Here is a 19,323-nt window from a genome sequence, read left to right as displayed (position 1 = left end):
AGTGCCTTCAGGAGTGCCCCATGGGACCGCATGCCGCCCCCTTCGACCGCCCCGAATACGACCGCCGCCTCGCCGCCACGCGTGCCGCGATGGCGCGGGCCGGGATCGATCTGCTTTTCGTCACCGATCCGTCGAACCAGAACTGGCTCACCGGCTATGACGGTTGGTCGTTCTATGTACATCAGGGCGTCATCCTGCCGCTTGTCGGCGCGCCCGTCTGGTGGGGCCGGAGGCAAGACACCGCCGGGGCGCAGCGCACCGTCTGGATGGAGGAGGGCCAGATCCTCGGCTACGACGACCACTACGTGCAGTCCACGACGCGCCACCCGATGCAGGATCTCGCCGCGCGGCTCATCGGCATGGGGCAGGGGCGTGGGCGGATCGGCGTGGAGATGGACAACTACTACTATTCCGCCAAGGCGCATGCGGTTCTGGAGACCGCGCTGCCGCAGGCCGCGCTGGTCGATGCCACGGCGCTGGTGAACTGGTGTCGTCTGGTCAAATCCAAGCCCGAGATCGCGATGATGCGGCGCGCGGCGCGGATCTCCGAGACCATCGCCCGGCTGGCGATCGATCTGGCCGAACCGGGCCTGCGCAAGAACGAGCTTGTGGGCGAGGTGATGCGCGCCGCCGTGCGCGGCGTGGGCGAGGATTGGGGCGATTACGCGGCGCTCGTGCCGCTGATGCCGTCGGGCGCGGACGCCAGCGCGCCGCATCTCACTTGGAACGGCGAGGAGATGAAACGCGGCGAGGCGACCTTCTTCGAGCTGTCGGGCTGCGTGCGCCGCTACCACGCGCCCTTGTGCCGCACGGTGCATCTGGGCGAGCCACCCAAGGAGATGGCCCGCGCCTCCGAGGCGCTGTGCGAGGGGCTCGAAGCGGGGCTCGCGGCGGCGCGCCCCGGCAACACCGCGCAGGACATCGCCGCCGCGCTGCACGCGCCATTGAAACGCATCGGCATCCACCGGCCCAACCGCTGCGGCTACCCCGTGGGGCTGAGTTATCCGCCCGACTGGGGCGAGCGCACCGCCAGCCTGCGCAAGGGCGATCTGACGGTGCTTGAGCCGGGCATGACGTTCCACTTCATGCCGGGGATCTGGATGGACGACTGGGGTCTCGAGACCACCGAGACGATCCTGATCCGCGAGGACGGCCCCGCCGAGACGCTGTGCGACCTCGACCGCAAGCTCTTCGTCAAGCCATGAGCGCGCTGGAGCCGACCATCGCGCTTCTGGCCGAGATGATCGCGCATCCGACCGTCTCGGACAGCGGCAACCGCGAATTGGTGGATGTCCTTGCGATGCGGTTGCGCGCGGAGGGCGCGCGGGTCCGCATCCTGCCCGACGCCAGCGGCACCAAGGCCAACCTGCTGGCCAGCCTTGGCCCCGAGGGCGACGGCGGGCTGCTGCTGTCGGGACATCTCGACGTGGTGCCGCCGGGCGCAGGCTGGACCTCGGACCCGTTTCGGCTGCGCCGCACGGGTGGGCGGCTCTATGGGCGCGGCACGTGCGACATGAAGGGCTTCGTCGCCGCCTCCGTGATCCTGCTTCCGCAACTGGCGGCGCGCGGTGGGCCAGTGCATCTCGCGCTCACCCATGATGAGGAGGTGGGTTGTCTCGGCGCACAGGCGTTGTCGGCACAGATGGCGCGCGAGGGGCCACGCCCGGCCATGGCGATCATCGGTGAGCCGACGCGGATGCGGGTCATCGAAGGGCACAAAGGCTGTTTCGAATACACCACCCGCTTTACCGGGCGCGACGGTCACGGGTCGGCCCCCGACCGGGGCATCAACGCCGCCCAAGCGGCGGCGCGCTTTGCGGTGCGGCTCGACGCGCTGGCTTCGGAGTTGCGCGAAATGCGCCCCCAAGGCGTGTTTGACCCGCCTTGGAGCACGATCAGCGTCGGGCGGGTCGAGGCGGGCGTGGCGCGCAATGTCATCGCCGGTCAGGCGGCGGTGGAGTGGGAAATGCGACCCGTGAGCGAGGCCGAGGCGCGTCACGTGAAACACGCGCTGGGCGCGCATGTCGAGGCCGAGGTGGCGGCGCATCCGGGTCTTGGCATCGAGACCGAGTGCTTTGGCGAAGTGGCGGGGTTGGAGCCGCGCCGTCGCAATGCCGCGCGCGACCTGCTGTTGGGGGTGGTGGGCGGCGCGCCGGGTCTCGTGCCCTTCGGCACCGAGGCCGGGATCTGGCAGGGCCTCGGGCTCGATGCGGTGCTATGCGGGCCGGGCGACATCGCGCAGGCGCACCGACCCGACGAGTATCTGGAGGAAAGCCAGCTCGCCGCCTGCCTCGATATGCTCGAGGCGCTGGCCGCCCGGACCTAGGCTGCCCTGACGTGGGCAGCTTGGCTGGAGATGTGCTTCACTCGGCGGCGGGCGTCGCCATGTCGTGGGTCATGTCGTCGTGACCCATCGTCTCATGATCCATGTCGCCATGGTCCATCGTCTCGTGATCCATCGTGTCATGCATCATCTCGCCCGCATCGCCGCCATGCATGTCCCCGTGATCCATACCCTCATGCGCGCCCGCAACGGGACGTGTCTCGACCACGAATTCGACCGCGATCTCGCCCGCCCTCTCGAACACCAGCCTCGCCGGAAACCGCGACCCCGCCTCGAACGGCGCGTCGAGCCCCATGAACATCACATGCCCGCCCTCGCCGGGGGCGAGCGTCACCGTCTCGCCCGGCGCGATTTCCAGCCGATCCAGCGGCTGCATCGTCATCATGCCGTCGGCCTCGACCGATGTGTGCAGCGTCACCCTCGGGAACTCCGCCTCGACCGCGATCAGCGCGTCTTCCGTCTCGCCGTCGTTGCGGATCGAGAGATAGCCCGCGCCAGTGGTGGCGTGGGTGGCGGTCTCGATGGCAAAGGGGTGCAGCACGGTCAGGCCACCGGTCTGGAAATCATGCGCCTGTGCTGCGCTGGCAAGGCCTATGGCCGCGAGGAGGGCAAGAGAGCGGAGAGTCATGGGGGCTTCCTGAAACCGGGCACGCCTCGACGGCGCTGCCTGCTCATATCAGCGCCGCTCTGCCGCAAAAAGCGGCCCCTCGTCGCACCCCGCCACGGCACGCGGGCCGCCGCGCATTGACCCCGGCCCCTTCCTCTGCGCCTGTGTCGGCCTAGTCTGAGACAGAATACCGATGCAGGGGGCAGGGACCATGACACAGCCATCCGCACAGCAGGACGCCCGCGCGCTCGCACCCTTTGTGGCCGCCGTGGCGCGCGGGCCGGGGCGCGGCAGGCACCTCACCCGTGAGGAGGCGGCGCAGGCGCTGCGGCTGATCCTCGACGGCTCCGCCGCGCCCGAAGCGGCGGGTGCGCTGTTGATGGTGATGCGCTACCGCGGGGAAAACGCGGACGAAATCGCCGGATTCGCCGACGCGCTGGCCAGTGGTGCAGACTGGCGGCAGGCCGCACCCGCGCTCGACTGGCCCTCCTATGCCGCGGGCCGTACCCGTGGCCTGCCGTGGTTTTTGCTCGCGGCCAAGCTGGTGGCGGGGGCGGGGCACCGGGTGGCGTTGCATGGCTGGAACGCGCATCGCCACGAGATCCGGGGCGCCTTGCCGGGCCTCGGCATCCCCGTGGCCGAGAGCGGCGATGCCTTGGCGCGCGGGCTCGATGCCCAGGCCATCGCCTATGTGCCGCTCGAAGCTTGGTCGCCCGGCGGTCACCGGCTGATCCGCTTGCGCGAAGTCTTCGGGCTGCGCTCGTGCATCAACACGGTGTTGCGCGTCGCCAACCCCTTCGGTGCGGGCGCACAGGTCCAAGGCGTGTTCCACCCCTCCTACCGGGGGCTGCAGACCGATACGGGCGCGCTGATGGGCCAGAGCAACCTGATGATCCTCAAGGGCGCGGGTGGCGAGTTCGAACGCAACCCTTCGAAGGAGATCGAGCTGTTCGGCCTGCTCGACGGGCAGGAGGTCGACCTGACCGCGCAGGCGCTGCGCGACGAGACCCGCCGCCTCGCTGATCCGGGTGGTCAGCCGCAGGACCTGCGCCGTCTCTGGACTGGCGAGAGCGCGGATGCCTTTGCCACGGCACTGGTCACCGGCACCGCTGCTCTGGCGCTCTTGGCGCTGCGCGCGGCCCCGGGCCTTGCTCGGGCCGAGGCGCTGGCCGAGGCGCTGTGGCAGGCACGCGACCGGGATGCCCTGCCGGGCGAGGGCGCGGCATGAAGGCCTTTCCGATGTTCCTTGCCACGACGGGTCGGCGGATCGTGATCCTGGGCGGCGGCGAGCAGGCGGCGCAGAAGGCGCGGCTGGTCATCCGTACCGACGCCGAAATCGTCGTGGCGGGCTTTGCGTTCGACGAGGAGTTGCAGGCGCTGGCCGAGGAGGGGCGCATCCGCCTCGCCGATGCCCGCGAGATCCACGCCGATCTGTTCGAGCGCGCGGCCATCGTCTTCGTGGCTACGGGCTCGGCCGGGGCCGACGGGGCGCTGCATGCGCTGGCCAAGGCGCTGGGCGCGCCTGTGGTCAACGTGGTCGACCGGCCCGCGCTGTGCGACGCGCTGACGCCCTCGATCGTCGACCGCGATCCGGTGGTGGTGGCGATCGGCACCGAGGGCACCGCCCCGGTGCTGGGCCGTCAGATCAAGACCGCGATCGAGACGATGCTCGAGCCCCGTCTGGGCGCTCTGGCAGCACTCGCGGGCCGGATGCGCGGCGCGGTGGGCCAGAGGCTCTCGGCACGGGCGCGGCGCGACTTCTGGGTCTGGGTGTTTTCCGGGCCGGTACGCAGCGCCCATGCGACGGGCTCCGAGCGGCGGGCGGCGCAGCTCCTGAAGGCGCGGCTGGAGGAGGGCCCCGGTCCCGCTTCGGGCTCCATCGCCTATGTCGGAGCCGGGCCGGGCGACGCGGATCTCGTATCCCTGCGCGGCGTGCGCCGGATGCAGGAGGCGGATCTCGTGGTGCATGGCCCCGACCTTGCCCCCGGCATCCTCGAATTGGCCCGTCGCGACGCAGAGCGCCTGATCTCGGACGACCCGGTTTCCGCAGCCCTCAGCGCCGCGCGCGAAGGGAGCCGGGTCGTGGTGCTCGCCCCCGGCGCCGGGGCGGTCATGCCGCCAGAGCTTGCATCCCTGAGCGACCTCTCGGTCGAGCACGTGCCGGGCGTGGCCTAGACCACGGTGACGTGGGTGCCGAGCGTGACGTTGTCATAAAGCGCCATCACGTCCTCGTTGCGCAGCCGGATGCAGCCGTTCGACACCGGCGAGCCGATGGTCTCGGGGTTGGTGGTGCCGTGGATGCGGTAATAGGTGTCGCGCCCGTCGCGGTAGAGATAGAGCGCCCGTGCCCCTAGCGGGTTTTCGGGGCCTCCGGGCACGCCATCGGCGTATTGCGCGTATTTGTCAGGCTCGCGCGCGATCATGTCGTCCGTGGGCCGCCACGAGGGCCATTCCGCCTTGCGCTGGATCACTGCCGCGCCCTTGAACTCCAGCCCTGCACGACCGACGCCGACGCCGTAGCGCATCGCCACACCGGGACGGCGGATGTGATAGAGGTGGTAATCCTCGGGGATCACATAGATGTCGCCCGGCGTCAGACCCGGATGCACACGTACCTCGGTCGGAAGAAAGGCCGAACGGTCATGCGCCTGCGCCGTGCGCGCAAGCGGCGTCATGAGCCCGGCAAGAAGAAGGCTGCGGCGTGTGATGGTCATCTGGTCGTCCTCGTCGGTTCCGTCTGCGCTTGTCCCGTCTGGCCTCGGGCCGTCTCAACCCGCGATCTGCGCCGGGTATCCCGCCTGCATGAGCTTGGCGCGCACCGCGTCCTCGGGTGCAGCACTCGCGATTTCGGCGGTGCGGCTTTCGAGATCGACCGCGACGGTGGCCGAAGGGTCGAGATCACGCATCGCGGCTTCGACAGCAGCGCGGCAATGGCCGCAGGTCATGTCGGGGATCGAGTAGGTGGTCATGAGGCCTCCGATGGATCATCTGCCTTCGATATGAGGGGGCGTGCGGCGGTTCGGTCAAGGGGCACGGGGCTGTTATCCGATGACAGATGCGATGCCCCCTTGACCTTCCTATGACTGGAACCCTTATCTGGTGGATCGGCCCCACCGATGGCCTTATCGGAGGAACCCCGGATGACCGTCCAACCGCTTTCAATCCAGATCGACAACATGTCCTGCGCCTCGTGCGTCGGGCGAGTGGAGCGCAGCCTGCGCGCCGTGTCTGGCGTGACCGAGGCGCGGGTGAACCTCGCCTCCGAGCGCGCCGAGGTGCAGGGCGGGCAGGCGGGTGAGCTTGCCCTTGCGCTCGAACACGCGGGCTACCCACCGCGCCGCGAGACGGTGCGCCTGCGCATCGAGGGCATGAGCTGCGCCTCCTGCTCGGGCCGGGTCGAGCGTGCGCTGGCCGCCGTGCCGGGTGTCGTGGCGGCTCGGGTGAACCTCGCCGCCGAAACGGCGGAGGTGGATCGTCTGGCCGGATCTGCGGGGATGCCGGATCTTGTCGCGGCGGCGAAGGCGGCGGGCTATGCCGCGCGCGACGCCGAAGACTGGCCCAAAGCGGCCACGCCCGAGGATCGCCCCGAGGATCGCAAGGCCGTGGAGGCCGCGGCGTTGAGCCGTCGCACATGGCTCGCAGCGGCGCTGACGCTGCCGGTCGTGGTGCTGGCGATGGGCGCGCATGTGATCCCCGGCTTTCACATGGCGATCGAAAGCTCGATCGGCATCTGGACCAGTTGGCTGATCCAGTTCGCGCTCACGACGCTGGTGCTGGCCCTTCCGGGGCGGATCTTTCTCACCCGTGGTCTGCCGGCGCTGATGCGCGGCGCGCCCGACATGAACAGCCTCGTGGCGCTGGGCACATTGGCGGCCTGGGTCTATTCGACCGTCGCCACCTTCGCGCCCGCTTTGCTGCCCGAAAGCGCGCGGGCGGTCTATTTCGAGGCGGCGGGCGTCATCGTGACGCTCATCCTGCTGGGCCGGGCGCTCGAAGCGCGGGCCAAGGGCCGCACCGGGGCCGCGATCCGGGCACTCATCGACCTGCAAGCCCCGGTCGCGCGGGTCGAGCGCGACGGCGAGACAGTCGAGATCGAAACCGGCGCGCTGGTCCCCGGCGACATCATGCTGGTCCGCCCCGGCGACCGCATCGCCACGGATGGAGAGGTTGTCTCGGGCGAGAGCCGGGTCGACGAGGCGATGCTTACGGGCGAGCCTGTCCCGGTGGCCAAGCGCGCGGGAGACCCCGTCACCGGCGGCACCGTCAACGGCACCGGCGCGCTGCGCGTTCGCGCCACCTGCGTCGGCTCTGAGACGCGGCTTGCCGGGATCATCCGTATGGTCGAGGCGGCCCAAGGCGCCAAGCTGCCGATCCAGGGCCTCGTCGATCGCATCACCCTGCGCTTCGTGCCCGCCGTTCTGGTGCTGGCGGCGCTGACTGTTGGCGTCTGGCTGTTTTTCGGGCCTGAGCCCTCGCTCACCCATGCGCTGGTCGCCGGGGTATCGGTGCTGATCATCGCCTGTCCCTGTGCCATGGGCCTCGCGGTGCCGACCTCGATCATGGTGGGCACCGGGCGCGCGGCCTCGCTTGGGGTGCTGTTTCGGCGTGGCGACGCGCTGCAGGCGCTTGACGGGGTCAGGATCGTGGCCTTCGACAAGACCGGTACGCTGACCGAGGGTCGACCCGCGCTCACCGACATCGCCCTGCTCTCCGGCGTTGACGAGGAGGCGATGCTCGCCGATGTCGCGGCGCTCGAGACGCAATCCGAGCACCCGCTCGGCGCGGCAATCGTCGCCGCCGCTCAGGCACGGGGCCTGTCGCTCGGGTCTGCCGAAGGCGTCGAGGCGGTGCCGGGACGGGGCCTCAGGGGCCGGGTCGACGGGCGCAATCTTTTGGTCGGCAATGCCCGATTGCTCACCGAGGCCGGGATCGACGTGGCCCCGCTTGCCGATCTTGCCGGCGCCCACGCCGCCAAAGGCCGGACTCCGGTGCTCGTCGCCATCGACGGCGTGCCTGTCGCGGCCCTCGCGGTGGCCGACCCGGTGCGCGCCGAGGCGCGTGCGGCAGTGGCCGAACTGAAGGCGATGGGCGTCGAGGTGGCGATGATCACCGGCGACGCGCGCGTCACGGCCCAAGCCATCGCCGCCGAGCTTGGCATCGATCACGTCGAGGCCGAAGTGCTGCCCGAGGGCAAGCTCGCCGCCGTCGAGGCGTTGCGCGCCCGCGGCCCCGTGGCTTTTGTCGGCGACGGGATCAACGATGCACCGGCGCTGGCGGCGGCGGACGTCGGCCTTGCCATGGGTGGCGGCACCGAGGTCGCGATCGAAAGCGCCGAGGTGGTGCTCTCCTCGGGTCGCATCGGTGCGGCGGTCGATGCGCTGGCGGTGAGCCGCCGCGTGATGCGCAACATCCGCCAGAACCTCGGCTGGGCCTTCGGCTACAACGTGGCGCTGATCCCGGTGGCGGCAGGGGTGCTCTATCCGTGGAACGGCATGCTGTTGTCGCCGGTGCTGGCGGCGGCGGCGATGTCGGCCTCCTCGGTGCTGGTGCTGTCGAACGCGCTGCGCCTGCGCGGCATGACATCGGTTATGGGAGAAACCTCATGAACATCGGAGAGGCCGCAAGCCGCGCGGGGCTGCCCGCCAAGACGATCCGCTACTACGAGGAGATCGGTCTCGTCTCACCGCCACGCGACGCCAATGGCTACCGGCGCTTTGGCGAAAAGGAGGTGCACAAGCTCGCCTTCCTCGCCCGCGCGCGGGGCTTGGGCTTCTCGATCGAGGACTGCCGCATGCTGCTGTCGCTCTATGAGGATCGCGCCCGCGCCAGCGCCGAGGTCCGCGCGCTGGCGCAGCGCCACGCGAGAGAGATCGACGCGCGCATCGCACAGCTCGAACAGATGCGCGCGACGCTGGGCGAGCTGATCCACGCCTGCGCGGGCGACGACCGGCCCGATTGTCCGATCCTCAGGGATCTCGCGGGGCGCTAGCGGCTCAGAACTCGCGCGGGGCGTTGCCGTCCTGCCAGGGTTTGATGAGGTTGCCAAAGCGGGTGAAGCGGCCCTCGAAGCTCAGATCGACCGAGCCGATGGGGCCGTGACGCTGCTTGCCGATGATGACCTCGGCCTTGCCGTGCAGACGCTCCATCTCGTCCTGCCAGACCGCCATCTTGTCCATCTCGTGGTCGCCCGGCTTCTCGCGCTCCTTGTAGTATTCCTCACGGAACACGAACATCACCACGTCGGCGTCCTGCTCGATCGAGCCGGATTCGCGCAGGTCCGAGAGCTGCGGACGCTTGTCCTCGCGGTTTTCGACCTGACGCGAGAGCTGCGACAGCGCCACCACCGGCACGTCGAGCTCCTTGGCGATGGCCTTGAGGCCTTGGGTGATCTCCGACACCTCGTTGACGCGGTTCTCGCCCTTGCCGGTGCCCTTCACCAGCTGCAGATAGTCCACGAAGAGCGCGTCGAGCCCATGCGTCCGCTTGAGCCGGCGCGCGCGGGCGGCAAGCTGGGAGATCGGCAGGGCGGGGGTGTCGTCGATGTAGAGCGGGCAGCTTTCGAGCTGTTTCGCGGCATCGACGAAGCGGCGGAATTCGGTCTCGGTCATGTCGCCGCGACGGATCTGCTCGGAGGGCACTTCGGAGGCCTCGGATAGGATACGGGCGGCAAGCTGCTCGGCCGACATCTCGAGGCTGTAAAAGCCCACGACGCCGCCGTTGATCGCGCCCTCGCTGCCATCGGGCGTGGTGCCGCGCTTGTAGGCCTTGGCGATGTTGAACGCGATGTTGGTGGCGAGCGATGTCTTGCCCATCGAAGGGCGCCCCGCGAGGATCAGAAGGTCCGAGCGGTGCAGGCCGCCGAGCTTCTTGTCGAGATCGACGAGACCGGTCGACACGCCTGCAAGGCCGCCGTCGCGCTGGTAGGCGGCATTGGCGACCTTCACCGCGTCGGTCACGGCGCGCAGGAACGACTGGAAACCGCTTTCGGAGCTGCCCTGCTCGGCCAGCTTGTAGAGCTTCTGCTCGGCCTCGACGATCTGTTCCTTGGGCTCGGACGAAACCTCGACCTTGGCGGCACGGTCGGCGATGTCGCGGCCCAGCATGATCAGCTCGCGTCGGATCGCCAGATCATAGATCATCTGCGCGTAATCGCGCGCGGCAAAGCCCGAGATCGCGGCCCCGGCGAGACGCGCGAGATAGGCGGGTCCGCCCAGCTCCTTCAGACCCTCGTCGTCTTCGAGAAAGGTCTTGAGCGTAACAGGCGAGGCCAGCGCGTTCTTGGCGATACGCTGGGCGGCCACGTCGAAGATGCGCGAATGGACCGGGTCATAGAAATGATCCTTCGACACGATCATCGCGATCCGGTCGAACACGTCGTTGTTGGTAAGGATCGCGCCCAGAAGCTGCTGCTCGGCCTCGATCGAATGCGGCATCTGGTCCGGTTTCGCCTCTTCGAGCGCGCCCGGACGGAATGTCGTGATCTCGTTCATTGCATCTACCCCATGGCCCCGCGCGCCGTGCCCGCGGCGCGTATCGTCGCTGATAGACGGCGACGGGACGGGGACGCAACTTGTATAAGGTTGTGGATAACCTGTGGAGAGGTCGCGTCCTGCCACATCTTGGCCCGGAGGCGACCCTCGGGTCAACATCTGGTTGACGTAAGGGGAGGGGTGGTCGGCCATTGCTGGCCGACCGTCACCTCTCAGCCACGCGCGGCGGCCCAGCCCGCGGGATTTCGAAGGTAGCGCTCGACCTCGTCGAGAGTGGCCGTGTCGAAGGCCTCGGAGGTGCGCGCTTCGGCCAGAACGTCCCACCAGGTGCACAGGTGAATGAGGCCGATGCCCTTTTCGGCCAGCGCTTCGGTCACGCCTTCGAAGATGCCGTAGTAGAAGATCACGGCGGTCCAGTCGCAGCTGGCCCCGGTGTCGCGGATCGCCTCGACGAAGCTTAGCTTCGAGCCGCCATCGGTGGTCAGATCCTCGACCAGAAGCGCGCGCTGACCCTCTTTCATCACGCCCTCGATCCGGGCGTTGCGGCCATAGCCTTTCGGCTTCTTGCGCACATAGGTCATCGGCAGGGCCAGCCGCTCGGCGATCATCGCGCCGAAGGGAATGCCGGCCGTCTCGCCGCCGGCGATGTTGTCGAAGGCCTCGAAGCCCGCCTCGCGCATGATCTGGACAGCCAGAAAGTCCATCACCGTGGCGCGGATGCGCGGAAAAGAGATCAGCATGCGGCAATCGACGTAGGTGGGCGCCTGCTTGCCGGAGGCATGGGTGAAGGGCTCGGTCGCGTTGAACTTCACCGCGCCGATTTCCAGCAGCATTCGCGCGGTCAGCCGCGCGATCTCGTCCTTCGGGGGGTAGCCGGTGGGGATCATCTCGAACTCTTCGTCTGTGTCAGGGTCAGTCTTCGACGCGCCAATGCAGCGCAAAGCCGGGGTCGAACACGGTGACGGGGCCGTCGCCGGTCTCGATCCGCGCAGGATAGCTAACGGGCGCGCCCTTCACCAAGGTGATGGTCTCCTCGTTCGCCGGCAGCTTGTAAAAGCGCGGCCCGTTGAGCGAGGTGAAGGCCTCGAGATGGCTCAGCCGGCCCGCGGCCTCGAACACCTCGGCAAGGCAGGACATGGTGTTGGGTGCGGTGAAGATGCCCGCGCAGCCGCAGGGCTGCAGCTTGGCCGGGTCCGTGTGCGGTGCGCTGTCGGTACCAAGGAAGAAGCGCGGATCACCCGAGACCGCCGCCTGCACCAGCGCCACGCGGTGGCGTTCGCGCTTGGCCACCGGCAGGCAGTAGAAATGCGGCTTGATGCCGCCCGCGAGGATGTGGTTGCGGTTGATGATCAGGTGGTGCGTGGTGATCGTCGCCGCGAGGTTGCGGGGGCTGTCGCGCACGTAGTCGACGGCATCGGCCGTCGTCACATGCTCCATCACGATGCGCAGATCCGGCGTCTTGCGGCGGATCGGCTTGAGCACCTTGTCGATGAACACCGCCTCGCGGTCGAAGATGTCGACGCTGCCGTCGGTGACCTCGCCATGCACGCACAGCGGCATGCCGATTTCGGCCATGGTTTCGAGCACGGGCCGTACGCGGTCGAAATCGCGCACGCCGGAGGCGGAATTGGTTGTGGCCCCCGCCGGGTAGAGCTTTACCGCCGTGGCGATGCCGTCCGCATGGGCGCGGCGCACCTCCTCGGGGTCGGTGTCTTCGGTGAGATAGAGCGTCATCAGCGGCGTGAAGCCCGAGCCTTCGGGCAGGGCGGCGCGGATGCGCTCGCGGTAGGCTTCGGCCTGCTGGGCGGTGACCACGGGTGGCACGAGGTTGGGCATGACGATGGCGCGGCCGAAATGGCGGGCGCTCTCGGGGGCCACGGCCTCGAGCATCGCGCCGTCGCGCAGATGCAGGTGCCAGTCGTCGGGGCGTCGGATCGTGATCCGGTCTTGGCGTGCGTCTTTCATGGCCGCTGCCTTACACCGGCCCGCCGGGCCTGACCATAGGTCACGGCCTTTGCGCCCCTCGGGTCACGGGTGGATCAGCCGACGCGCGAAATGGCGGCAGAGGCGGGCCGCGCCGGTGCTGACAATGCCTCGAGCTTGCGCGCGAACTGCTGCGCCTCGGGGGTGGTGAGCCCGTGACGGCACAACCGGGCCAGCTGCTCGGGCCGGTTCGCCGATTCGAGCTGTCGCATCAGGCCGCGCAGGTAGGCCGCATTGTTGCGACGGGCACGCCAGAGCCGGGCAAAGGCGGTGCGGTCGAGCCGATCCTCCATCGCCAGATCCAGAAGCGGCGCGATTGCCCCGGCCTGATCGAGGATCTGCTCAAGCCGCGTGCCCGCATGGGCAGCGCGCAGCGAGGTGACGTTGGAGCGCCGGAACAGCGCTGCGTGGATCGCGTCGGCGGCATGGTGGGGATCGTGCAGGATCGTCACATGCGAGGCGGCGTCGACCATGTCGGGCGCATAGCCATAGCGGCTCGTGAAATCGAGCCGACGCGAGCCGAGGTGGCGCCGGTCCCAGCCCGCGATCTCGGGGTCGAGCGTCGCAAGGGGACGCAGTGCCAGCACCCGCGCACCGGGGGCCGCGACCGAATAGGCGGCAGCGGCATAGCCGCCCGCGTGGTGGCCATAAAACAGGACGCGCTCGAAATCCTCGAAGAATCCTTCGTCGACGAGGCGATCGACATAGCCCCAGACCCGCGGTGCACGAAACAGGCCATCTCCGTCCGAGATCAGCGCCAGCAGCGACCAACCGCTGCGCGCCACCGCGTCAAAGCCGCGCGGTAGGGCACGCGGTGTACGGCGAATCGCATCGCGGGTCTCGAAGGTGACCAGCAGTCGCGGCCCGGCATCGATGAACAGCGCCGCATGCTCCGGCCCCAGCCGCTCGTAATACCCGTGTTCATCCCCAATCCGGTCGAGACCCTCGTGCCAATCTTGTACGGTGAGGCCGCTCAGATCTGTGTCCAGAACGGGCATGGTTTCGGTCATCTGGCGCTCCGTTGCTGGGGGACGCGTGACGCGCTGTCCCATGGCTCGTAAAAATCCTGCGCGATTACGGCGGAAGTTGGCAAGGCGGGTGCTCATTTTCCGTCGTATCAGGCCGTCTGTTGCCCAATGTCGATGCACTGTTATTGCATAGCCATGGGGGGCGATGGAACTGGGGGCAGTGCCGGGAGCGTTGCATTGCCGACGCCATCGCCGCGGCATGCGGAGACCGGCCCGAGAGGAGAATCGAATGAAGCGTACCTATCGAACCAGCACGGCCCTTGTGGCCAGCCTGTCGCTGATGCTGCCCTACGGAAGCGCGATTGCCCAAGCGCAGGGTGCGTCGGGCGGGTCCGACGCCGCCGGTCCGTTCATCTGTCTTGACGGGGCGACGCCCCCTTGTGCGCAAGAGCCGCAGGAAGGCACGCCGCTGCTCGATCTGCCGGTCGAGGCGCTGCAGGCTCTGGCCGCCGAAGACCGTCTCGATCCCGCACTGCTGGCCGAATACGGCCTGTCGATCGAGCTGCTGCGCGACGGCTCGGAAAAGGACGTCCGCGAGGCGTTGAAAGAGGCGCGCAAGGCCGAAAGCGAGGCCGCCAAGGCGGCAGCGAAGAGTGATGCGGCCGACGCTGAAGTCGAAGCTACAGCCGAAGCCGCTGAAATGGAAGCTGAGGTCGAGGCCACTTCGAACGAAGCCGCACTCGCCGAGGCCGAACTTCAGGCGCAGGCCGACGCTGAGGCCGCTGCTGCTGCCGCTGCCGAGACGGCCGCGCAAGAGGCTGCGGACAAAGACGCCCGCGAAGCCGAACTGCAGGCCGAGCTCGAAGCTTCGGCTGCAGCCGAAGCTCAAGCCGAAGCCGAGGCCCAAGCCGCTGCCGAAGCCGCCGAAGCCGAAGCCGCAGAGCAGGAGGCCGCGGACGAGGCCGCTCTTGAGGCCGAGAAGCAGGCGGCCCTCGACGCCACCGCCGCGGCCGAAGCACAAGCGGCCGCAGATGCGGAAGCCGCGAAACAGGACGCGGCTGACAAAGCTGCTCGCGAAGCCGAAATGCAAGCGGAGCTCGAAGCCGCGGCTCAAGCCGAAGCTGCTGCGTCAGCTGAAGCTGAAGCCCCTGCCGAAGCGGCTGCAACTGCCGAGGCCGAAGCTCCTGTCGAAGCCAACGCCGCCGATCAGGACGCGGCAGACGAAGAAGCTCTCAAAGCCGCTCGTGCCGCCGAGATGCAGGCGGAACTCGAAGCGGCAGCCGAAGCCGAAGCCGCTTCTGAGGCCGGCGACGACGCCGTCGCTGAAGGGCAGGACGCAGAACCGCTCCTGACCGAAGAAGAGCGGGCCGCGCGTCGCGCTGAGCGGGCGGAACGCCGTGCCGAGCGTCGCGCCGATGACGAGCAGGAAGAGGTCGATCCCACTGCCGAAGAGCCGCAACAGGAGATCGCCGCCGCCGCCAGCGCCGATGCGGGGGAAGCCACGGTCGTCGAGACCGAGATCGACGAAAGCAACTCGCGCCAGAGCGACGAAGAGTTCGCCGCTGCCGTGAGCGCCGAGGCGGGTGCCGCGGCGAAAAGCGATGACGACGATGGGCTGTCCAACTTCCAAAAAGCGCTGCTTTTGGGCATTGGCGCCGTGGCCGTGGGCTCGCTGCTCAACAACAACCGCGAAGTCGTCGCCAATACTGGTGACCGCGTCGTGGTCGAAGGCGACAACGGTCTCGAAATCTACCGCGATGACGATGCCCTGCTGCGCCAGCCGGGCGCCGATCTGCGCACCGAAACCTTCTCGGACGGCTCGTCCCGCTCTACGCTGACGCGTGAGGACGGCACCCAAGTGGTGACGATCCGCAACGCGCAAGGCCAGGTCCTGCGCCGCAGCCGGATCTTTGCCGATGGCACCGAGGTCGAGCTGTTCGACGATCTTGCCCAGTCCGACCCGGTCGACGTGCGCAGCCTGCGCGAGCTGGAACCGGCGCCGATCACCCTGTCGGCGGCCGAATCGGACCGCGCAGCGCTGCTTGAAGCCCTGCGCGCCGAGCAGGCGGTCGACACCGGCCGCAGCTACAGCCTGCGTCAGGTGCGCGAGATCGAGGCGGTTCGAGCCCTCGTCCCGGCCATCGATCTCGACACGCTGACCTTTGCTTCGGGGTCGGCAGCGTTGCGTCCCGAACAGGCCGCGACCCTCGTGGACCTCGGCCTGACGATCGAAGACCGTCTGGCCGAGAACCCGCGCGAGGTGTTCTTGATCGAAGGCCACACCGATGCCGTCGGCAACGACGCCTTCAACTTGGCGCTGTCGGATCGGCGTGCCGAAACGGTGGCTCTGGCCCTGACCGAAAACTTCAACATCCCGCCCGAGAACCTCGTGGTTCAGGGCTATGGTGAGCGGTTCCTCAAGGTGCAGACCGAGACCGACGAGCAGGCCAACCGTCGTGCTTCGGTCCGTCGGATCACGCCGTTGCTGCAGCAGGTCGCTTCGGCACAATAAGCTGATCTGCCATGTGACAATGCAACGGGCCGCCCTTCGGGGCGGCCCGTTCGCTTTGCATCTTGCCGCAGTCTCGCCGGGGCTTAGCTTGGCGCCATGACAGACAGCTTCTCCGACATCCCCGCCACTGCTCTCGACTGGCACCAGGCCGGGCGCGGCGCCGCGATAGCCACCGTGATCGAAACCTGGGGGTCGGCACCCCGCGCCGCTGGCAGCCAATTGGTGGTGGACCGCGAGGGTGCGATGCAGGGCTCCGTCTCTGGCGGCTGCGTCGAGGGTGCGGTGGTCACCGAGGCCATGGCCGCGATCGCGGACGGGCGCTCGCGCCTGCTCGACTACGGCGTGGCCGACGAGGATGCCTTTGCGGTCGGTCTGGGCTGCGGCGGCCGCATTCGGGTGCTGGTCGACCCGGTGGGCGGGGCGCTGAGCACGGCGCTGCTCGCGGATCTGGTGGCAGCGCGCGCGGCGCGGCGGCCGGTGGCGCTGGTGGCCGATCTCGAGGGCGAGGGGCGCGTGCTCGAGGGGCCAGAGGCACATGATGCGCGATTTGCGACGGATCGGTCGGGCGTCGATCCTGACGGGCGCTTTGTCGGCCTGCACAATCCGCCTCTGCGGCTTGTGGTGGTGGGGGCGGTGCATATCGCACAGGCGCTGGTGCCCATGGCCCGGATCGCGGGGTTCGACGTGGTGATCGTCGACCCCAGAGATGCCTTTGCCGCTCAGGCCCGGTTTCCGGGCGAGCGGCTGGTGGGGGATTGGCCGGACACGGCGCTCGAGGCGTTGGCGCTCGATGCGCGGACGGCCGTGGTCACGCTGACGCACGACGCCAAGATCGACGATCCAGCACTGCGCGCGGCGCTGGGGTCGGAGGCCTTCTACATCGGCTGTCTCGGCTCCACCCGCACCCATGCCAAACGGGTCGAGCGTCTCATGGGGGCAGGGGTGCCGGGGTTGGAGCGGCTCGACGCGCCCGTGGGGCTCGATATCGGGGCGCGTGGCCCGGCCGAAATCGCGGTGTCGATCCTCGCGGGAATCGTCGCGGCGTTGCGGCGTCCAACCCCGGGAGGCTGACAGACAAAAGGCCGCCCGAGGGGGCGGCCTTTCGGATCGACGTGGTGTCGATCGGCTTATTTCTGGACCGGCCCGATCATCATGACCATCTGGCGGCCTTCCATCTTGGGCATGTTCTCGACCTTGCCGATCTCGGACACGTCGCCCGCAACCCGCTCGAGCAGCTCGCGGCCCAGCTCTTGGTGCGCCATTTCGCGACCCCGGAAGCGCAGCGTGACCTTGACCTTGTCGCCGGTCTCGAGGAATCGCAGCACGTTCCGCATCTTCACGTCGTAATCGTTCGTGTCGGTGTTGGGACGGAACTTGACCTCCTTGATCTCGAAGGTCTTTTGGTTCTTGCGCGCCTCGGCCTCTTTCTTCTGGGTCTCGTACTTGAACTTGCCGAAATCCATGATCTTGCAGACCGGAGGCACGGCGTTGGGCGAAATCTCGACAAGGTCGAGACCAGCCTCTTCTGCCAAGGCAAGGCCACGCTCTGGCGTGACGACGCCGACGTTCTCGCCGTTCTGTCCGATCAATCGGATTTCGGCCACGCGAATACGATCGTTGACGCGGGGGCCGGTGTCGCGCTGGGGCGGCGCATTGTGGGGTCTGCGGGCTATGGTGCAAGTCCTTCGGTTGTTCGATTGGCTATGCCAAAAGCTAGTCGCCCCGGTAGTGCGTTTCAAGCCGCAAAACAAGGCCAATTGGCACCGTACGCTTCCCACCTGTGGTGGCATCTGCCATATCGGGCGCTATGTGGGCCGACAAAGGTTCAGGATTTTCAGCAAGGATGAGCACAATGATGAAAATTGTCGGCATCATCGTCGCCGCGGTGCTCGCGGTCGTCGTGGTGACAACGATCTGGGGCGGTGACGACGCCGAACTCACCAATGACGCAAGCGACGTGAACGCGCAGGCCGAAGCCACCGTGGCTGACCCCACCGAAGAGGCCGAAGTCGTGGCCGAACCCGAGCCGGTCGAAGAGGTCAGCGCGGAGCCGATGCCCGCCGAGGCCGAGCCCGTCGTGGAAGAGGCCGAAGCCGAACCCGTCATGGAAGAAGCCGACACCGAGGCCGAGGTCGACGGCACCGAGCCGGTGATCCTTCTCGACGACGAAGCGCTGGCCACCGAGGTGGAAGCTGAGGCCGAAGCCGCCGCCGACACCGAGCTTGCCGGCACCAACGACGGTCTCGCGATCCTCGAAGAGGCGCTGCAGCCCGAAAGCTTCGATTACGAGGCGGTGCAGCAGGCGATCTCCGACAGCGCGATCGAGGTCACCCGCAAGGAGCAGCTAGCCACCGCGCTCGAGCGGGCAAGCCGCTACCCCGCGATCCGCGATTCGCTGCTCGAGGACATCCGCGCCGAACTGGGCGTCGAATAACAAGACGGGCTCGGCCCGGATCGCCGGGCCGCCACATACCCCACGCATGACAACGCCGCGCGGATCGCTCCGCGCGGCGTTTTTGTGTCGAGGCCGAAAAGGTCAGCCGACGAAGGCCTTCTCGATCACGAACTCGGCCGGGTCGGAATTGGCGCCCTCGCGCAGCCCGGCGCCTTCCAGCAGCGCCTTGATGTCGAGGTTGAAGCCGAGGCTGCCACAGACCATGGCGCGGTCGGTCGCCGGGTCGAGCGCGGGCACACCGAGATCCGAAAAGACTTCGCCGTTCTCGATCAGATGCGTGATCCGGCCCATCTTCGGGCTCTGCTCGCGCGTCGTGGTCGGGTAATAGACCAGCTTGTCGAGGTTCTCCTCGCCGATCAGCTCGCGCAGCATCTCGTCGTTCTTGACGCTTTCGACCAGTTCGCGGCCATAGGTCAGCTCGGCCACGTCGCGGCAGGTGTGGGTGACGATGACCTGCTCGAACTTCTGATAGGTCTCGGGGTCGCGCAGAAGCGAGGCGAAGGGCGCAAAGCCGGTGCCGGTCGAGAACAGCCACAGACGTTTGCCGGGGACCAGCGCGTCATGCACCAGCGTGCCCACTGGCTTGGGGCGCAGGATGACGTGGTCGCCTTCCTGGATGTGCTGCAGCTTCGAGGTCAGCGGGCCTTCGGCGACCTTGATCGAATAGAATTCCAGCTCCTCGTCCCAATTGGGCGAGGCGATGGAATAGGCGCGCATCAGAGGTTTGCCGTTGTCGCCCATCAGGCCGATCATCACGAATTCGCCCGAGCGGAAGCGCAGGCTCGCGGGGCGCGTGATCCGGAAGGAAAACAGGCTGTCGGTGTAGTGGCGCACGGCGGTCACGACCTGTCCGTCGGGAGATTGTGCGACGCGGGCGGCGTTGGTCTGGGTCACTGGGCTTTGCTCGGTCATGGGTCTCTCGCTGAGGCTCAATAGGGTATGGGGCGCGTCGGGGAAAGGCGGC

Annotated in this window: 18 protein-coding genes; 9 read left to right on the top strand and 9 right to left on the bottom strand. The window is 68.2% G+C overall.

Going from position 1 to position 19,323, the window contains the following annotated elements:
* Positions 1-20 precede the first annotated feature (20 nt).
* Positions 21-1,205, top strand: coding sequence for a M24 family metallopeptidase (locus tag AADJ02_RS15835; protein ID WP_341213976.1), 1,185 nt, complete (start codon positions 21-23; stop codon positions 1,203-1,205).
* Positions 1,202-2,326: an acetylornithine deacetylase gene (gene argE / locus AADJ02_RS15830; protein WP_341213975.1), complete on the top strand. Its 1,125-nt coding sequence runs from the start codon at positions 1,202-1,204 to the stop codon at positions 2,324-2,326. The genes AADJ02_RS15835 and argE overlap by 4 nt, the downstream gene beginning before the upstream one ends.
* A 37-nt stretch (positions 2,327-2,363) precedes the next feature.
* Here the strand turns inward: argE and AADJ02_RS15825 are convergent, their stop codons facing one another.
* A complete protein-coding gene (locus AADJ02_RS15825; RefSeq protein ID WP_341213974.1) occupies positions 2,364-2,972 on the bottom strand; it encodes a copper chaperone PCu(A)C in 609 nt (202 codons plus the stop codon).
* Between the two features lie 190 nt (positions 2,973-3,162).
* On the opposite strand from AADJ02_RS15825, the gene AADJ02_RS15820 reads away from it, so the two are divergent.
* Complete coding sequence (locus AADJ02_RS15820; protein WP_341213973.1) at positions 3,163-4,179, top strand: glycosyl transferase family protein; 1,017 nt, start codon at positions 3,163-3,165, stop codon at positions 4,177-4,179.
* On the top strand, positions 4,176-5,126 hold the full coding sequence (locus AADJ02_RS15815) for an NAD(P)-dependent oxidoreductase (RefSeq protein ID WP_341213972.1): 951 nt from the start codon (positions 4,176-4,178) through the stop codon (positions 5,124-5,126). Before AADJ02_RS15820 ends, AADJ02_RS15815 begins: the two co-directional genes overlap by 4 nt.
* Here AADJ02_RS15815 and AADJ02_RS15810 read toward each other — a convergent pair.
* Positions 5,123-5,665 carry a L,D-transpeptidase gene (locus AADJ02_RS15810; RefSeq protein WP_341213971.1) on the bottom strand — a complete coding sequence of 181 codons (543 nt, stop codon included), beginning with the start codon at positions 5,663-5,665 and terminating at the stop codon, positions 5,123-5,125. The two genes, AADJ02_RS15815 and AADJ02_RS15810, sit on opposite strands and share 4 nt — an antisense overlap.
* A gap of 54 nt (positions 5,666-5,719) precedes the next feature.
* Positions 5,720-5,920 carry a heavy-metal-associated domain-containing protein gene (locus AADJ02_RS15805; protein WP_341213970.1) on the bottom strand — a complete coding sequence of 67 codons (201 nt, stop codon included), beginning with the start codon at positions 5,918-5,920 and terminating at the stop codon, positions 5,720-5,722.
* A 171-nt stretch (positions 5,921-6,091) separates the two neighbouring features.
* Between AADJ02_RS15805 and AADJ02_RS15800 the strand changes: the two genes are divergently transcribed.
* Complete coding sequence (locus AADJ02_RS15800) at positions 6,092-8,557, top strand: heavy metal translocating P-type ATPase (protein WP_341213969.1); 2,466 nt, start codon at positions 6,092-6,094, stop codon at positions 8,555-8,557.
* Positions 8,554-8,940 carry a Cu(I)-responsive transcriptional regulator gene (gene cueR, locus AADJ02_RS15795; RefSeq protein ID WP_341213968.1) on the top strand — a complete coding sequence of 129 codons (387 nt, stop codon included), beginning with the start codon at positions 8,554-8,556 and terminating at the stop codon, positions 8,938-8,940. The genes AADJ02_RS15800 and cueR overlap by 4 nt, the downstream gene beginning before the upstream one ends.
* A gap of 4 nt (positions 8,941-8,944) precedes the next feature.
* On the opposite strand, the gene AADJ02_RS15790 is transcribed toward cueR, so the two are convergent.
* From AADJ02_RS15790 to AADJ02_RS15775, 4 genes are all read right to left on the bottom strand, one after another.
* A complete protein-coding gene (locus tag AADJ02_RS15790; protein WP_341213967.1) occupies positions 8,945-10,441 on the bottom strand; it encodes a replicative DNA helicase in 1,497 nt (498 codons plus the stop codon).
* A 212-nt stretch (positions 10,442-10,653) separates the two neighbouring features.
* On the bottom strand, positions 10,654-11,328 hold the full coding sequence (locus AADJ02_RS15785; protein ID WP_341213966.1) for an orotate phosphoribosyltransferase: 675 nt from the start codon (positions 11,326-11,328) through the stop codon (positions 10,654-10,656).
* A 25-nt stretch (positions 11,329-11,353) separates the two neighbouring features.
* Positions 11,354-12,406 (bottom strand): dihydroorotase, encoded by a 1,053-nt coding sequence (pyrC, locus tag AADJ02_RS15780; RefSeq protein ID WP_341213965.1) that lies wholly within the window; start codon positions 12,404-12,406, stop codon positions 11,354-11,356.
* Positions 12,407-12,480: 74 nt separating this feature from the next.
* Entirely contained in the window at positions 12,481-13,434 is a 954-nt protein-coding gene (locus AADJ02_RS15775) for a hypothetical protein (protein WP_341213964.1), read from the bottom strand.
* Positions 13,435-13,681: 247 nt separating this feature from the next.
* Between AADJ02_RS15775 and AADJ02_RS15770 the strand changes: the two genes are divergently transcribed.
* Both AADJ02_RS15770 and AADJ02_RS15765 read left to right on the top strand, forming a co-directional pair.
* Positions 13,682-15,904 carry an OmpA family protein gene (locus AADJ02_RS15770; protein ID WP_341213963.1) on the top strand — a complete coding sequence of 741 codons (2,223 nt, stop codon included), beginning with the start codon at positions 13,682-13,684 and terminating at the stop codon, positions 15,902-15,904.
* 96 nt (positions 15,905-16,000) lie between these two features.
* Positions 16,001-16,975 carry an XdhC family protein gene (locus tag AADJ02_RS15765; RefSeq protein WP_341213962.1) on the top strand — a complete coding sequence of 325 codons (975 nt, stop codon included), beginning with the start codon at positions 16,001-16,003 and terminating at the stop codon, positions 16,973-16,975.
* Positions 16,976-17,031: 56 nt separating this feature from the next.
* Here the strand turns inward: AADJ02_RS15765 and infC are convergent, their stop codons facing one another.
* Positions 17,032-17,508 (bottom strand): translation initiation factor IF-3, encoded by a 477-nt coding sequence (infC, locus tag AADJ02_RS15760; protein WP_341213961.1) that lies wholly within the window; start codon positions 17,506-17,508, stop codon positions 17,032-17,034.
* Positions 17,509-17,756: 248 nt separating this feature from the next.
* On the opposite strand from infC, the gene AADJ02_RS15755 reads away from it, so the two are divergent.
* The gene (locus AADJ02_RS15755; RefSeq protein WP_341213960.1) at positions 17,757-18,338 is read left to right on the top strand and encodes a hypothetical protein; all 582 of its coding nucleotides are present in this window, start codon (positions 17,757-17,759) and stop codon (positions 18,336-18,338) included.
* Between the two features lie 102 nt (positions 18,339-18,440).
* Here the strand turns inward: AADJ02_RS15755 and AADJ02_RS15750 are convergent, their stop codons facing one another.
* The gene (locus AADJ02_RS15750; RefSeq protein WP_341213959.1) at positions 18,441-19,271 is read right to left on the bottom strand and encodes a ferredoxin--NADP reductase; all 831 of its coding nucleotides are present in this window, start codon (positions 19,269-19,271) and stop codon (positions 18,441-18,443) included.
* Positions 19,272-19,323: the final 52 nt, after the last annotated feature.

Origin of the sequence: uncultured Limimaricola sp. (assembly GCF_964022235.1) — a bacterium.
Lineage (GTDB): Bacteria > Pseudomonadota > Alphaproteobacteria > Rhodobacterales > Rhodobacteraceae > Limimaricola.
The sequence above is the reverse complement of the archived record's forward strand: the minus strand, read 5'-3'. Positions and strand labels throughout refer to the sequence as shown.